Source organism: Rhodanobacter sp. UC4452_H20 (assembly GCF_052978205.1).
The window spans coordinates 230,851-244,403 of record NZ_CM129662.1 but is presented as its reverse complement, the minus strand read 5'-3'; the positions used below and the strand labels follow the sequence as shown (position 1 = coordinate 244,403).

Annotated in this window: 13 protein-coding genes; 11 read left to right on the top strand and 2 right to left on the bottom strand. The window is 68.3% G+C overall.

Annotation, left to right across the window (positions count from 1 at the left end):
• The first annotated feature begins 41 nt into the window (after window positions 1-41).
• From lpxB to ACVCMC_RS01090, 5 genes are all read left to right on the top strand, one after another.
• Window positions 42-1,262: a lipid-A-disaccharide synthase gene (gene lpxB, locus ACVCMC_RS01110; RefSeq protein ID WP_447098372.1), complete on the top strand. Its 1,221-nt coding sequence runs from the start codon at window positions 42-44 to the stop codon at window positions 1,260-1,262.
• The gene (gene rnhB / locus ACVCMC_RS01105; RefSeq protein WP_395119742.1) at window positions 1,255-1,908 is read left to right on the top strand and encodes a ribonuclease HII; all 654 of its coding nucleotides are present in this window, start codon (window positions 1,255-1,257) and stop codon (window positions 1,906-1,908) included. Before lpxB ends, rnhB begins: the two co-directional genes overlap by 8 nt.
• A gap of 89 nt (window positions 1,909-1,997) precedes the next feature.
• On the top strand, window positions 1,998-2,534 hold the full coding sequence (locus ACVCMC_RS01100; RefSeq protein WP_447098371.1) for a TlpA family protein disulfide reductase: 537 nt from the start codon (window positions 1,998-2,000) through the stop codon (window positions 2,532-2,534).
• Between the two features lie 105 nt (window positions 2,535-2,639).
• Window positions 2,640-6,179, top strand: a complete 3,540-nt coding sequence (dnaE, locus tag ACVCMC_RS01095; RefSeq protein ID WP_447098370.1) for a DNA polymerase III subunit alpha — start codon at window positions 2,640-2,642, stop codon at window positions 6,177-6,179.
• A 40-nt stretch (window positions 6,180-6,219) separates the two neighbouring features.
• Window positions 6,220-6,900 carry a hypothetical protein gene (locus ACVCMC_RS01090; RefSeq protein WP_447098369.1) on the top strand — a complete coding sequence of 227 codons (681 nt, stop codon included), beginning with the start codon at window positions 6,220-6,222 and terminating at the stop codon, window positions 6,898-6,900.
• Between the two features lie 12 nt (window positions 6,901-6,912).
• On the opposite strand, the gene ACVCMC_RS01085 is transcribed toward ACVCMC_RS01090, so the two are convergent.
• On the bottom strand, window positions 6,913-7,287 hold the full coding sequence (locus ACVCMC_RS01085; protein WP_395119746.1) for a YajD family HNH nuclease: 375 nt from the start codon (window positions 7,285-7,287) through the stop codon (window positions 6,913-6,915).
• Between the two features lie 160 nt (window positions 7,288-7,447).
• On the opposite strand from ACVCMC_RS01085, the gene ACVCMC_RS01080 reads away from it, so the two are divergent.
• The 6 genes from ACVCMC_RS01080 to ACVCMC_RS01055 all read left to right on the top strand — a co-directional run bounded on the left by ACVCMC_RS01080 (window position 7,448) and on the right by ACVCMC_RS01055 (window position 13,020).
• The gene (locus ACVCMC_RS01080) at window positions 7,448-8,404 is read left to right on the top strand and encodes an acetyl-CoA carboxylase carboxyltransferase subunit alpha (RefSeq protein WP_395119747.1); all 957 of its coding nucleotides are present in this window, start codon (window positions 7,448-7,450) and stop codon (window positions 8,402-8,404) included.
• A gap of 75 nt (window positions 8,405-8,479) precedes the next feature.
• Window positions 8,480-9,694, top strand: coding sequence for a hypothetical protein (locus ACVCMC_RS01075; RefSeq protein ID WP_447098368.1), 1,215 nt, complete (start codon window positions 8,480-8,482; stop codon window positions 9,692-9,694).
• A gap of 67 nt (window positions 9,695-9,761) precedes the next feature.
• On the top strand, window positions 9,762-10,496 hold the full coding sequence (locus ACVCMC_RS01070; RefSeq protein WP_395119749.1) for an NYN domain-containing protein: 735 nt from the start codon (window positions 9,762-9,764) through the stop codon (window positions 10,494-10,496).
• Window positions 10,493-11,794: a tRNA lysidine(34) synthetase TilS gene (gene tilS / locus ACVCMC_RS01065; RefSeq protein WP_447098367.1), complete on the top strand. Its 1,302-nt coding sequence runs from the start codon at window positions 10,493-10,495 to the stop codon at window positions 11,792-11,794. The genes ACVCMC_RS01070 and tilS overlap by 4 nt, the downstream gene beginning before the upstream one ends.
• Before the next feature lie 76 nt (window positions 11,795-11,870).
• Entirely contained in the window at window positions 11,871-12,131 is a 261-nt protein-coding gene (locus ACVCMC_RS01060; RefSeq protein ID WP_395119751.1) for an exodeoxyribonuclease VII small subunit, read from the top strand.
• The gene (locus ACVCMC_RS01055; protein WP_447098366.1) at window positions 12,115-13,020 is read left to right on the top strand and encodes a polyprenyl synthetase family protein; all 906 of its coding nucleotides are present in this window, start codon (window positions 12,115-12,117) and stop codon (window positions 13,018-13,020) included. Before ACVCMC_RS01060 ends, ACVCMC_RS01055 begins: the two co-directional genes overlap by 17 nt.
• 57 nt (window positions 13,021-13,077) lie before the next feature.
• Here the strand turns inward: ACVCMC_RS01055 and ACVCMC_RS01050 are convergent, their stop codons facing one another.
• Window positions 13,078-13,512, bottom strand: a complete 435-nt coding sequence (locus ACVCMC_RS01050; protein WP_395119753.1) for a DUF4870 domain-containing protein — start codon at window positions 13,510-13,512, stop codon at window positions 13,078-13,080.
• Window positions 13,513-13,553 lie beyond the last annotated feature (41 nt).

Sequence of the window (13,553 nt, the reverse complement as noted above, 5' to 3'; positions counted from 1 at the left end):
TCAAGCACGCGCTCTGGCTCTCGCTTCACGACGGAGACGAAATGCAAAACACCGGCGTCTCCGCAACTGCCCCGCTGATCGCCATCCTCGCCGGTGAGGATTCCGGCGACCAGCTCGGTGCCGACCTGATCGTCGCCTTGCGCCAGCGCTACCCGCAGGCGCGCTTCGTCGGCATCGGCGGGGCGCGGATGCAGCGCGAGGGGTTCGAGTCCTGGTACGACATCCGCGAGCTGTCGCTGTTCGGTTTCAGCGAGGTGATCAGCCACCTGCCGCGCCTGCTGCGTCTGCGCCGTTCCCTGGTCGCGCGCCTCAGGCAGGCCAGGCCGGCGGTGGTGATCGGCATCGACGCCCCGGATTTCAACCTCGGCGTGGAACGGCGCCTGAAGGAGGCCGGCTTGCGCACGGTTCACTACGTCAGCCCCTCGGTGTGGGCATGGCGCGAGAATCGCGTGGAGAAGATCGGTCGCAGCGCGGACCGCGTGCTGTGCCTGTTCCCGATGGAACCGGCGATCTACGCGCGCCATGGCATCGACGCGCGCTTCGTCGGCCACCCGCTGGCCGACCGCTTCGCGCTGGTCGCCGACCGCGTCGGCGCGCGCGAGGCGCTGCACCTGCCGCAGCAGGCGCCGGTGTTGGCAGTACTGCCGGGCAGCCGGATGTCCGAGGTGGATCGGCTGGGCCGGATTTTCCTGGATGCCGCGCAGCACGTTGCTGCAGTCGTGCCCGGCCTGCGCATCGTGGTCCCCGCCGCCAATGCACGGGTGCACGCGCGGTTGCAGGAACTGCTCGCCCGATTGCCGGCCAGCGAACCCGCGCCGCTGCTGCTGGACGGCCAGGCCCACGAGGCGATGCTGGCCGCCGACGTGGTGCTGCTGGCCTCCGGCACCGCCACGCTGGAGGCCATGCTGGCCAAGCGGCCGATGGTGGTCGGCTACCGCGTGGCGCCACTGAGCTATCGCATCGCGCGCGCCCTGAACATGATCAAGACGGACGTCTATTCGCTGCCCAACATCCTGGCCCGCGCCAGCGGGCTGGGCCCGGGGCCGTGGGTGCCCGAGCTGATGCAGGACGACTGCACCGCCGACAAGCTGGCCGCCGCCACGCTGGCCCTGTTCGGCGACAGCGAGCGCCGCAGCGCGATCGTGGCCGCCTTCGAATACCTGCACCAGGAACTGCGCGGCGACATGGCCGGCCACGCCGGCGAACGGGCCGCGACCGCGGTGGCGGAGCTGGTCGACGATCACGGCCGCGCCGATGGCTGAGCTTGTTCTCGACAGCCATCGCCCACCGCCGCGCTCGCAGGCGGACGAGGACGGATCGGCCACCAGCCTGCTGGTCGCCGGTGTCGACGAAGCCGGTCGCGGCCCTCTCGCCGGTCCGCTGGCGGTGGCGGCGGTGATCCTCGATCCGGTCCGGCCGATCCGCGGCCTCGACGATTCGAAGAGGCTCAGCGAGGCGCGCCGCGAGGCGCTGTTCCCGCTGATTCTCGAACGCGCGCTGGCGTACTGCATCGTGCTGGTCGAGCCGGAGGAAATCGATTCGCTGAACATCTTCCGCGCCACCATGACCGGCATGCGCCGCGCCCTCGCCGGCCTGGCGCCCGCCGCGCAGCACGCGCTGATCGACGGCAACAAGCTGCCGCCGGACCTGCCCTGCCCGGCGCGCGCGATCGTCGGCGGCGACGCGCTGGAACCGGCCATCAGCGCGGCCTCGATCCTGGCCAAGGTCACCCGCGACCGCTTGATGGTGGAACTGGACGCGCTCCACCCCGGCTACGGCTTCGCCCTGCACAAGGGCTACCCCACGCCGGCCCACCTCTCCTCGCTGCAGCGGCTGGGGCCATGCCCACTGCACCGCCGCAGCTTTGCCCCGGTGCGCCTGCTGCTGGATCAGGCCAGCTTGTTCTGAGGCAAACATCGCGGCCGCGATTGCTGCATCCGGCCATCGCTTACACTGGCCTCTCGTGACCGCTGGTCCATGGATATGAAGGGGACGCCATGCGACGGATGAGCCTGTTCCTGGTCGCCTTGATGAGCTGCTTCGCCGCCACCGCGGGCGTGCGGCCCGGCGACGTGCCGCCGGATTCACTGGGGCCAACGATGGATGGACACACGGTGAGCCTGGCCTCGCTGCGCGGCAAGGTCGTGGTGATCAGTTTCTGGGCGACCTGGTGCGGCTACTGCATGAAGGAGATGCCGGTGCTGGCGAAGATGCAATCGCTGGCGACCGAGCGCGGCATGTCGCTGCAGGTGGTGGCGGTCAACTACAAGGAGGATCGCCGCGTCTTCCTGCGTGCCGCGCGCGCACTGGGCAAGAGCCTCCCCGAACTGCTGCTCACCTGGGATCGTCACGGCGCCATCGGCAAGCCGTATGACGTCACGGGAATCCCGGTGATGGTGATGCTGCATCGTGACGGCACCGTGGCCCATGTCCACGTCGGATATGGCGAAGACATGCTCGGTACGCTCGTCGAGGAGATCAACGCGTTGCTGCGCGAACCGCCGATCGCGGCACCGGTGCTCGCGCCGCGATGACCCCCGGTCGGCGCCGGCCCGCGCTTCGCGCAAACCCCGCGCAAGTCAATCTTGCCGCTGCCTGCGGCGGCGGGTAGCCTGCACGGACAACGCGCGCAGATTTGCATGACCGCCAGCTTCGCCCACCTTCACCTGCACAGCGAGTACTCGCTGGTCGACTCGACCATCCGCATCAAGGCGCTGGTCGCCGCCTGCGTGCGCGACGGCATCCCGGCGGTGGCGTTGACCGACGAATGCAACATGTTCGCGCTGGTCAAGTTCTACAAAGCCTGCAGCGCGGCCGGAATCAAGGCCATCGGCGGTTGCGACCTGCTGGTCTCGGCGCCGGACGATCCGCGCCCGTGGCGGCTGACCCTGCTGTGCCAGGACCATGACGGCTACCTCAACCTGTCGCGGCTGGTGTCGCGTGCCTGGCAGGAGGGCCAGCACGGCGGACGCGCGCTGATCGACGCCGGCTGGTTGCATGGCGAGGCCTGCAGCGGGTTGATCGCCCTGCTCGGCCGCGACAGCGAAGTAGCCCGCATCGCGGTGCACCAGGGCAGCGATGCCGCGCTGGCGAAACTGCGCGCGCTGGCACGACTGTTTCCGGATCGGCTGTACCTGGAGCTGACCCGCTGCGGCCGCGACGGCGAGGAACTCTGGAACAGCGCCGCCCTGGGCCTGGCCGCCACGCTCGACTTGCCGGTGCTGGCCAGCAACGACGTGCGCTTCCTCAAGCAGGCCGACTTCGACGCGCACGAGGCGCGCGTGTGCATCAACCAGGGCCGCGTGCTGGCCGACCCCAAGCGCCCGCGGGAATACACCGACCAGCAGTACCTGAAGACGCCCGGAGACATGGCGACGCTGTTCGCGGACCTGCCCGAGGCGCTGGCAAATACCGTCGAGCTGGCCAAGCGCTGCACGCTGGAACTCAAGTTCGGCAAGTACTACCTGCCCGACTTCCCCGTGCCGGAGGGCCACGACCTCGACAGCCACATCCGCGAACTGTCGCGGCAAGGCCTGGAACAGCGCCTTGCACTCGCGCCGCTGGCTGCCGGCCACTCGCGCGCGGACTACGACGCGCGGCTCGAACGCGAGCTGGACGTCATCGTCAAGATGGGCTTCCCCGGCTACTTCCTGATCGTCGCGGACTTCATCAACTGGGGCAAGCAACACGGCATTCCGGTGGGCCCGGGCCGCGGTTCGGGCGCCGGCTCGCTGGTCGCCTGGGCGCTGAAGATCACCGACCTCGACCCGCTGCAGTTCGACCTGCTGTTCGAGCGCTTCCTGAATCCCGAACGCGTGTCGATGCCAGACTTCGACATCGACTTCTGCATGGACCGCCGCGACGAGGTGATCGACTACGTCGCGCGCAAGTACGGGCGCGACAAGGTCAGCCAGATCATCACCTACGGCTCGATGGCGGCCAAGGCGGTGCTGCGCGATTCGGGCCGCGTGCTCGGCATGGGTTACGGCCAGGTCGACAAGCTGGCCAAGATGATCCCGCCGCGGCCGCTCGACCTGACCCTGTCCGATGCGCTGGGCCTGTCGGAGAAATCGAAGAAGGAAACCGACCGCGTCGTGCGCGAGTTCTGCGACGCCTACGCGCAGGACGAGGACGCCCATGCGCTGATCGACCTGGCGCTGAGCCTGGAAAACCTCACCCGCAACGCCGGCAAGCATGCCGGCGGCGTGGTGATCGCACCGACTCCGCTCACCGATTTCTCCCCCCTGTACTGCGAAGCCGGCGGCGGCGGTGTGGTCACCCAGTACGACAAGGACGACGTCGAGGCGGTCGGCCTGGTGAAGTTCGACTTCCTCGGCCTGCGCACGCTTACCATCATCGACTGGGCGGTGAAGGCGATCAACGCGCGCCGCGCGAAAACCGGCGAGGCGGCGCTGGACATCTCGGCGCTGCCGCTGGACGACCCGGCGCCGTACGAGCTGCTGAAGAAGGCGCAGACGGTCGCCGTGTTCCAGCTCGAATCCTCCGGCATGCAGCGCATGCTGAAGGATGCGAAACCCGATCGCTTCGAGGACATCATCGCGCTGGTGGCGCTGTACCGCCCCGGCCCGATGGATCTGATTCCCAGCTTCATCGCGCGCAAGCACGGCCGCGAGGAAGTCGAATATCCCGACCCGCGCGTCGAGCCGATCCTGAAAGAGACCTACGGCATCATGGTCTACCAGGAGCAGGTGATGCAGATGGCGCAGATCGTGGGCGGCTACACGCTCGGCGGCGCCGACCTGCTGCGCCGTGCGATGGGCAAGAAGAAAGTCGAGGAGATGGTCAAGCACCGCGCGATCTTCCGCGAGGGTGCGGCCAAGGACGGGCTCAGCGGCGAAAAGGCCGACGCCATCTTCGACCTGATGGAGAAGTTCGCCGGCTACGGCTTCAACAAGTCGCACGCGGCCGCCTACGCGCTGGTGTCGTACCAGACCGCCTGGCTGAAGGCGCATTACCCCGCCGAGTTCATGGCCGCGACGATCTCCGCGGACATGGACAACACCGACAAGGCGGTCACCTTCCTCAACGAAGCGCGCGCACTGGGCATCGTGGTGCAGCCGCCGGACGTCAATGCGTCCGAGTACATGTTCGTGGCGGTGGAACCCAAGGTCATCCAGTACGGCCTGGGCGCGATCAAGGGCGTCGGCCACGGCGTGTGCGAGGCGATCGTCGCCGAGCGCGCGCACGGGCGCTACACCGACCTGGCCGATTTCTGCCGACGGATCGATCCGGGCAAGCTCAATCGGCGTGTGCTGGAGGCGCTGATCCTGTCCGGCGCGCTGGACGCGCTGGCGGCCAACCGCGCCAGCCTGATGCTCCAACTTCCCGACGCGGTCAAGGCCGCCGAACAGCACCAGCGCGACCGGCAATCGGGCCAGAACGACATGTTCGGCGCGGCGATGGGCTCGGCCACGCCGGTACTCGAGATCGACTTGCCGACCGCGCCGGAGTGGCCGCTGGAACAACGCCTGCAAGGTGAACGCGACACCCTCGGCCATTACCTCTCCGGCCACCCCACCGACCCGTGGAAAGACGAGCTGGCGCAGCTGTCCACCTGTCCGCTGGGCGAGATCGTCGACCGCTACCAGCCGCCGAAGCCGCGCCGCAACGACGACGGCAGCGAGAACCGCTTCCGCCGCGGCCCGGACACGCCCTGGACCATCGCCGGCATGGTCGCCGCCGTGCGCAAGCGCGGCGACAGCGACGCGTTCGTGCGCATCGAGGACGGTGGCGGCGCCATCGAGGTGAGCTTCTTCGGCGAGATCTACCACCAGGCGGCGCCCCTGCTCACGCGCGGGCAATTGCTCGTCGTCGACGGCGGCCTGCGCATCGACGAATTCTCCGGCGGCGGCTTCCAGTTGCGCGCGCGCAGCGTCTGCTCGCTCGACGACGCCTGCCGCAGGCACGCGCGCCTGCTGCAACTGAAATTGAACGGCATCCACGCCGACTTCGCCGAACAACTGCAACGCACCCTGGCCGGCTACCGCGGCGGCCAGGCCAGCGTCACCCTGCACGGCTACCGCAACCGCAGCGCCCAGGCCGACCTGGAACTGGGCGAGGAATGGCGCGTGGACGCCATCCCCGCCCTGCTGCGCGCCGTGCGCGCGCTGCCCGGAGTGCAGGCCGCACGCCTGCGCATCGTCAAGCAGCAGGATTGAGGCACCGCCGGGCGCATGTATCCACTGTCTGCGGGCACGCATGGAGGGACCGATGACCGTTGCCCATAAATGGACTTTCGCGCTGTTCGCGTTGGTTTTCTTCGGCGGCGTTCATGCGCAGCAGACACATCCCGACGCGCCGTTTCTGTGCGAGGGAGGCGATGGCAGCAGCGACCAGACGACACTCGCCGAAGTCGTCGGCGACGGACGCGCCCACTTCGTCGCGGGCACCGACGACTGCCCTTCCACGGCGGATCGCTGCCGGGAAAAGGCCTACCTGATCCCGGGTGACCAGGTACTGGCGGGCGACGTCCGCGGCGACTACGCCTGCGTCATGTTTCCCGACAACCAGGATGGACACGCCGACTGGCTGCCGCGCAACCGCCTGCGGCCGGTGCTGGCGCAGCCATCAACGTCGGCATGGGAAGGCGACTGGGTGCAGGGGGACAACCGCATCACGATCCGCCATGACAACGGCATGTTGCGTGCCGACGGCGAAGCCTATTACCCGATGGCCGACCCGCCGCCGGACCAGTTCCCCGGCGGCCCCAACCTGGGCGCCATGGGCGGGGAGGCACGGCCCAGCGGCCATCACGCAACCTTTGTCGACGATGCGTGCGAGGTGAGCGCCTTCCTGGTCGGGAAGTATCTGGTGGTCAGCGACAATCACCAGTGCGGCGGACTCAACGTCCGCTTCGACGGCATCTATCGACGCAGGTAGGCCTTCGCGGGATTACTTGCCGCCCCGCTCCATCATCGCCTTCAGGTCGGCAAACGGATTGCCCGTCGCCGGCGGCGCTTCCTCCACTGCCATCACCCCGCCGCGCACGTGGTCGATATGCCGCGCGTGCTCATTGTCGTGGCAGTACACGCACAGCAGTTCCCAATTGCTGCCGTCGGCCGGGTTGAAGTCGTGATCGTGGTTGCGGTGGTGCACGGTCAGTTCCTGCAGATTGGCGCGCGTGAACTCGCGGGCGCAGCGACCGCACACCCACGGATACATCTTCAGCGCCCGCTCGCGATAGCCCAGCTCGCGCTGCTCGGCGGCGCGTCGCGCCTCGGCCACGATGCGGTCGAGTTTCGCGTTGTCGATGGGTTTGCTGGGCATGGCGGCGATCCGGCGGCGGGTGCTCGATGGGGCGGACGATAACGCAATCACCGCGCCCGCGGCAGGCATCTGTCGACCCGATCACGGCCATACGGCGCCGTTCTCGCCTTTTCTTGCGGAACGGTATACTTGAGCGCTTCCGTGCAATGAACAGCAACGAATGAACCCCAACTTCCTCGATTTCGAACAACCCATCGCCGAACTGGATGCGAAGATCGAGGAGCTTCGCCACGCCAGCGATGGCCAGGCGTTCAACATCGACGAGGAAGTGGCGCGCCTGCGGCAGAAGGTGAAGGTAAAAACGGCGGACATCTTCCGCAACCTCAATTCCTGGCAGACCACCCAGCTTTCCCGCCACCCGGCGCGGCCCTACACACTCGACTACATCGGCGTGATCTGCGAGGAGTTCCACGAACTGGCCGGCGACCGCATGTACGCCGAGGACGCTGCCATCGTGGGCGGCCTGGGCCGCATCAACGGCCGGCCGGTGATGATCATCGGCCACCAGAAAGGCCGCGACACCAAGACCAAGGTGCGCCGCAACTTCGGCATGCCGCGCCCCGAGGGCTACCGCAAGGCGCTGCGCCTGATGCAGATGGCCGAGCGTTTCGGCTTGCCCCTGCTGACCCTGATCGACACCCCGGGCGCCTACCCCGGCGTCGGCGCCGAAGAGCGCGGGCAAAGCGAGGCGATCGCGCGCAACCTGCTGGAAATGGCCGAACTCAAGGTGCCGATCATCTGCACCGTGATCGGCGAGGGCGGCTCCGGCGGCGCGCTGGCGATCGGCGTCGGCGACCGCACCAACATGCTGCAGTACTCCACCTATTCGGTGATCTCGCCCGAAGGCTGCGCCTCAATCCTGTGGAAGAGCGCCGACAAGGTAAAAGACGCCGCGGAGGCCCTGGGCATGACCGCCCCGCGCCTGCTCGAACTGGGCCTGATCGACAAGCTCATCCGCGAGCCGCTCGGCGGCGCCCACCGCAACCCGCGCTCGATGGCGATCCGCCTGAAAGCCGTGCTGCTGAACCAGCTCGACGAGCTGCAGGCGATGCCGGTCCCCGACCTGCTCGAACAGCGCTACAAGCGCCTGCGCAGCTACGGGGCTTATCAGGAATAACTTCGCCAGCGACCGATCGCCGGTGCACCAGCCACCCGATGCCGGGCCCTGACTGGCTGCACCACGAGGCCCGCCATGAATCGCGTGCAACTTGCCGTCCTGGTTCTCTGCCTTTCCCCAGCGTGCATCGTGGTTGCCTCGTCGACCGCACCCGCGCCGATCACCTCAAGAGCGGCACTGGCGCGCTATCTGCATGACACGCAGCCAGGCACTTCGCCGCTGGACGACTTGTCCCCTGGCGGGCGCAAACGGTTTCTTGCCCAGCTCGACTTCGGCCCACACGGCCTGCGCGGCATGTCGCTGGAGGACCCGGCCAACGAGCTGACGCGCCCACAGATCGTGCAGCTGCTTGCCCTGTTCGGCGCGCAAAGCCATGCCGTCGACGGACTGACACCCGCCGAGCAGTCCCGCCGAAACCATGAACGCACGCAGGACGCCGCCAGCCGGGGATGCGCCGTCGACACATGCGGCGAGAGCATGCTGGAGCGACGCTATGACGAGTTCGTTCTGCAGGAAACCGTCCCCTCACCGTCCCCTGCCGAGCGCTCCACCTGGGTCGAACGACGTTACGACCGACTGTTCGGCGATGCACAAACGCCTGAGAGCCTGCGCCTGGCCAGCCACACTGACCTCAGGCTGCTCAAGCGCGCAGCGGAAGCCGTGGTGTTCCACGCGCCAAGCCCGACCCACATCGCCCAGCTGCGGATGGATCTGGCTGAAATGCACCGACGAGGCATGGCATCGGACAAGGACTATGCGCGCCTCCACCAGGCGCTGATCACCGGCCGCGATTTCGATGCCGCGAACACCCTGGCGCGACATCACCCGGAGATGGGCATCCCCGTCATTCCGACGTTCCGCCGTGCCGCATCGCCGCCGCCGGGACAACCGACCGCACTGACCGTGGATGCACGCACCGGCACCATGGCACGCCAATCCTTCGATCTGTCCGCGCCATTGCGCATCGTGGTAGTGGCGTCCTGCCACTTCTCGCGGGATGCCGCGCGCGCGATCCGTGCAGACGCCCAGTTGCGCTCCCTTTTTGCCGGCAACGCCATCTGGCTGGCCAGCCAGAACGAGCAGCTCGACGCGGTCAGCGACTGGAACCGCGAGTTTCCGGATCAACCGATCCACATCGCCTGGTACGACAGCGAGTGGTCCATGCTCGACAGCTGGGCCATGCCCACCTTCTACCTATTCCGTCATGGTCAACTGGTGACGAAGTTCAGCGGTTGGAAAGACGTGGACACCTTGAAGCAATCCTTGCGCGAGGGCGGCGTACTCCAGTGAGGCCCGTCAGGCACCCGCGCGCCGGCGCGCGCTACCATCGACCCACCTTCCGCTGCCGGACACCGCCATGGCCCACGACAAGCTTGCCGTCCTGATCGATGCCGACAATGCCCGCCCGGCGATCGTCGAGGGCCTGCTGGCCGAGATCGCCAAATACGGCACCGCCCACGTCAAGCGCATCTACGGCGACTGGACCAAGCCGGACTTGAACGGCTGGAAGGAAGCGCTGCTGCGCTACTCGATCCAGCCGATCCAGCAGTTCCGCTACACGGTCGGCAAGAACGCCACCGACTCGGCGATGATCATCGACGCGATGGACCTGCTCTACGCCGAGCGCTTCGACGGCTTCTGCATCGTCTCCAGCGACAGCGATTTCACCCGCCTCGCCTCGCGCATCCGCGAATCGGGGCGCATCGTCTACGGTTTCGGCGAGAAGAAGACGCCGGAGCCGTTCCGCACCGCCTGCGACAAATTCATCTATACCGAGGTGCTGGCTGGCACCAGCGAGACCGAAACCGAGACGGCACCGAAACAGCGCTCGGCGAAGGAACTGCGCGGCGACAGCAAATTGATGAACATGCTGCGCAATGCGATCGAGGCCGCGTCCGACGAGACCGGCTGGGCCAGCCTCGGGCCGGTCGGCAGCATCATCAACAAGCAGTCGCCCGACTTCGACTCGCGCAACTATGGCTACGCAAAACTGAGCGGCCTGATCAAGGGCATCGGCCTGTTCGACACCGAGGAGCGCCAGATCGGCAACGGCAAGCACATTTACGTGCGGTCCCGCGCCGACAAGAAATGAGCGACCCGCTGCAAGCCCATCTACTCGCGGCGCTGACCGCGACAGCACCCGCGCCGATCTGTGTCGCCTTCAGCGGCGGCCCCGATTCCAGCGCCCTGCTGCACGCGCTGGCCCGCGAACCGCTGGCCCGGGAACGCGGGTTGCGCGCGGCGCACGTCGATCATGGCTTGCATGCCGACAGCGCGCGTTGGGCGGCACACTGCGCTCGCTTCTGCCAGGACCTCGACGTGCCTTGCGCGCTGGTGCGCGTATACGTCCCGCGCGATGGCGGCAAGGGCCTGGAGGCCGCCGCGCGGCACGTCCGCCATGCCGCGCTGGCCGACCTGCTGCACGATGGCGAGTGGCTGCTGTTCGGCCACCATCGCGACGACCAGGTCGAGACCGTACTGCTGAAATTGCTGCGCGGCGCAGGGCCGGAAGGCCTGGGCGGGATGCGCGTACGACGACCGTTCGGCGCCGGCCAACTCTGGCGCCCCCTGCTGGAGCTGCCGCGGGCCACGCTGCTCGACTACGTCGCCGCCCACCAACTCGACTGCATCGACGACCCCTCCAACGCCGACATCCGCCTCGCGCGCAATCGCCTGCGCCATGAAATCCTGCCGGGGCTGCTGCGTTACTGGCCGCAGGCCTGCGACTCGATCCTGCACAGCGCCGCGCTGAGCCGCGATGCCGCCGACGCACTGCGCAGCCAATGGCTCCCCGCGTTCGATGCCCTGCACGACCGCGCCAGCGGCAGCCTCGACCTGCCCGGCTGGCGCGCGCTGCTGCCCGCATTGCGCGAACCGCTGCTCGACCACTGGCTGCACCTGCGCGGACTGGCCGCTCCCGGTGCGGCGCAGCGCCGGCAGATCGAGCGCCAGTGCGATGCACGTGCCGGCCAGTTGCCGTGCGTGCGCTGGGCCGGCACCGAGTTGCACATCTGGAAGCAGCGATTGTGGGCCCTGCCGACACAGGCACCGATCGACCCCGACTGGCAACAGCGCTGGAGCGGCGAACCGCTGGCGCTGCCGGACGGTGGCGAACTGGCGCTGACGGCGCCGGCCACCCGCCTGGCGCAACCGCTGCAAGTGCGCATGCGCCGCGGCGGCGAGCGCATCCGCCCGGCGGGCAACCCGCACACGCGCGAGTTGCGCAACCTGTTCCAGCAGGCGCAGATGCCGCCGTGGCGACGCGACGCGTGTCCGCTGCTGTATGCCGATGGCGAGCTGATTGCCGTGGCCGACCGCTGGATCAACGCCCGCGGTGCCGAGCTGTTCGACCGCTGCGGCGCGCAGCCCCGCTGGCGCCCCGGACGCTGATCCAGATCACGCCCGCGGCTTGCGGCGACGCCGCGCCGATTGATTCGCCCGCCGCGCTGCGCTAGCGTTGCGGGCCATGGCCAAGACCGCTCCCAAGACCGTTGCCGACCCCGCTCCCGCCGTCGATTTCGAACACTCGCTCGACGAGCTGGAGCAACTGGTCACCCGGATGGAAGGCGGCGAGTTGAGCCTCGACGAATCGCTTGCCTCGTTCGAGCGCGGCATCGGCCTGTTCCGTCATTGCCAGCAGTCGCTGCAACAAGCGGAACTGCGCGTGCGCCTGCTGCTGGACCCCGATGCCCCCGACCGCGCCGAACCGTTTGAACCCGAACTCTGAGTCCGCCGAACTCGGCCCTGCCCTGCAGTCGCTGGTTGCCCGCGCGGAACGCGCGCTGCAGGACCGCCTGCCGCCGGCCGTGCACGATTCCGACCACCTGCATCGCGCCATGCATTACGCCGTGCTGGGCGGCGGCAAGCGGCTACGGCCGATGCTGGTCTACGCCGCCGGCCACATGCTGGGCCAGGATGGCCCCGCACTGGACGCCGCCGCCTGCGCGGTGGAACTGATCCACGCCTACTCGCTGGTGCACGACGACCTGCCCGCCATGGACGACGACGCGCTGCGCCGCGGCCGGCCGACCTGCCACGTGGTGTTCGGCGAGGCGATGGCGATCCTCGCCGGCGACGCCCTGCAGGCGCTGGCCTTCGAACTGCTGGCCGACGATGGCGCCGAGATCGACGCCAGCGTGCGCATCGCCATGCTGCAGACGCTGGGTCGCGCCTGCGGCGCCGAAGGCATGGCCGGCGGCCAGGCGCTGGACCTGGCCGCGGTCGGGCGATCGCTGGAACTGGCCGAGCTGGAATACATGCACGGCTGCAAGACCGGCGCCTTGATCCGCGCGTCGGTGCGGCTAGGCGCGCTGCTCGGCGGCGCCGATGCCGACGCACTGCTGGCGCTGGATCGCTACGCCAGCGCCGTCGGCCTGGCCTTCCAGGTGCGCGACGACATCCTCGACGTGGAAGGCGAATCGGCGGTGATCGGCAAGACCGCCGGCAAGGATGCGGCCGCGGCCAAGCCCACCTTCCCGTCGATCATCGGCCTCGACGCCTCGCGCGAGCGCCTGGCCGGCTTGACCGACACCGCCCTGGCCGCGATCGCGCCATGGGGCGAACGCGCCGCGCTGCTGCACGAACTGGCCCGCTACGCGGCGCACCGCACGCGCTGAACACCGGCAATGAAAAAGGCGGCCAGGGGCCGCCTTTTTTGCTTCGTTGCTTCCGGGCTACTTGATCAGGCGCAGGGTGAACGGGTAGCGATACGTCACGCCCTCGTTGGCCTTGATCGCGGCGATGATGGTGAACACCAGCCAGGCGATGCCGATGATGAACCACAGCGGGATCGCGATGACCAGACCGATGCCGAACGTCATCACCGAGAGCAGGAACAGCACCACGAACGCGATGGCCACCGTGATGTTGAAGTTCAGCGCCTCCTTGCCCTGGTCGTTGACGAACGGCATGGTGTCCTTCTTGATGAGCCAGATCACCAGCGGGCCGATGAAGCAGCCCCAGCCGCCGCCCAGCGCACCGGTGAGGATCGCACCGAGCAGCGCGGACAGATGCGCAAACATCGCCCACTGTCTTTCCTCGGCAGGCGGAACGCCCGGCGCCGGATCGGTCGGCGCGGGCGGGATGACGGATTCGGGTGGAACGCTCATGCGCATCTCCTTCGACGTCGAAGCTCACCGGCCGCTTGCCG

What these genes read in the sequence shown, in the direction of transcription:
- ACVCMC_RS01085 (WP_395119746.1), bottom strand. Translation starts at nt 7,287, where the DNA reads ATGCCCAGCAAACCCATCGACAACGCGAAACTCGACCGCATCGTGGCC.
- dnaE (WP_447098370.1), top strand. Translation starts at nt 2,640, where the DNA reads ATGACCGCCAGCTTCGCCCACCTTCACCTGCACAGCGAGTACTCGCTG.
- tilS (WP_447098367.1), top strand. Translation starts at nt 10,493, where the DNA reads ATGAGCGACCCGCTGCAAGCCCATCTACTCGCGGCGCTGACCGCGACA.
- ACVCMC_RS01080 (WP_395119747.1), top strand. Translation starts at nt 7,448, where the DNA reads ATGAACCCCAACTTCCTCGATTTCGAACAACCCATCGCCGAACTGGAT.
- ACVCMC_RS01050 (WP_395119753.1), bottom strand. Translation starts at nt 13,512, where the DNA reads ATGAGCGTTCCACCCGAATCCGTCATCCCGCCCGCGCCGACCGATCCG.
- ACVCMC_RS01070 (WP_395119749.1), top strand. Translation starts at nt 9,762, where the DNA reads ATGGCCCACGACAAGCTTGCCGTCCTGATCGATGCCGACAATGCCCGC.
- rnhB (WP_395119742.1), top strand. Translation starts at nt 1,255, where the DNA reads ATGGCTGAGCTTGTTCTCGACAGCCATCGCCCACCGCCGCGCTCGCAG.
- ACVCMC_RS01100 (WP_447098371.1), top strand. Translation starts at nt 1,998, where the DNA reads ATGCGACGGATGAGCCTGTTCCTGGTCGCCTTGATGAGCTGCTTCGCC.
- ACVCMC_RS01075 (WP_447098368.1), top strand. Translation starts at nt 8,480, where the DNA reads ATGAATCGCGTGCAACTTGCCGTCCTGGTTCTCTGCCTTTCCCCAGCG.
- ACVCMC_RS01090 (WP_447098369.1), top strand. Translation starts at nt 6,220, where the DNA reads ATGGAGGGACCGATGACCGTTGCCCATAAATGGACTTTCGCGCTGTTC.
- lpxB (WP_447098372.1), top strand. Translation starts at nt 42, where the DNA reads ATGCAAAACACCGGCGTCTCCGCAACTGCCCCGCTGATCGCCATCCTC.
- ACVCMC_RS01060 (WP_395119751.1), top strand. Translation starts at nt 11,871, where the DNA reads ATGGCCAAGACCGCTCCCAAGACCGTTGCCGACCCCGCTCCCGCCGTC.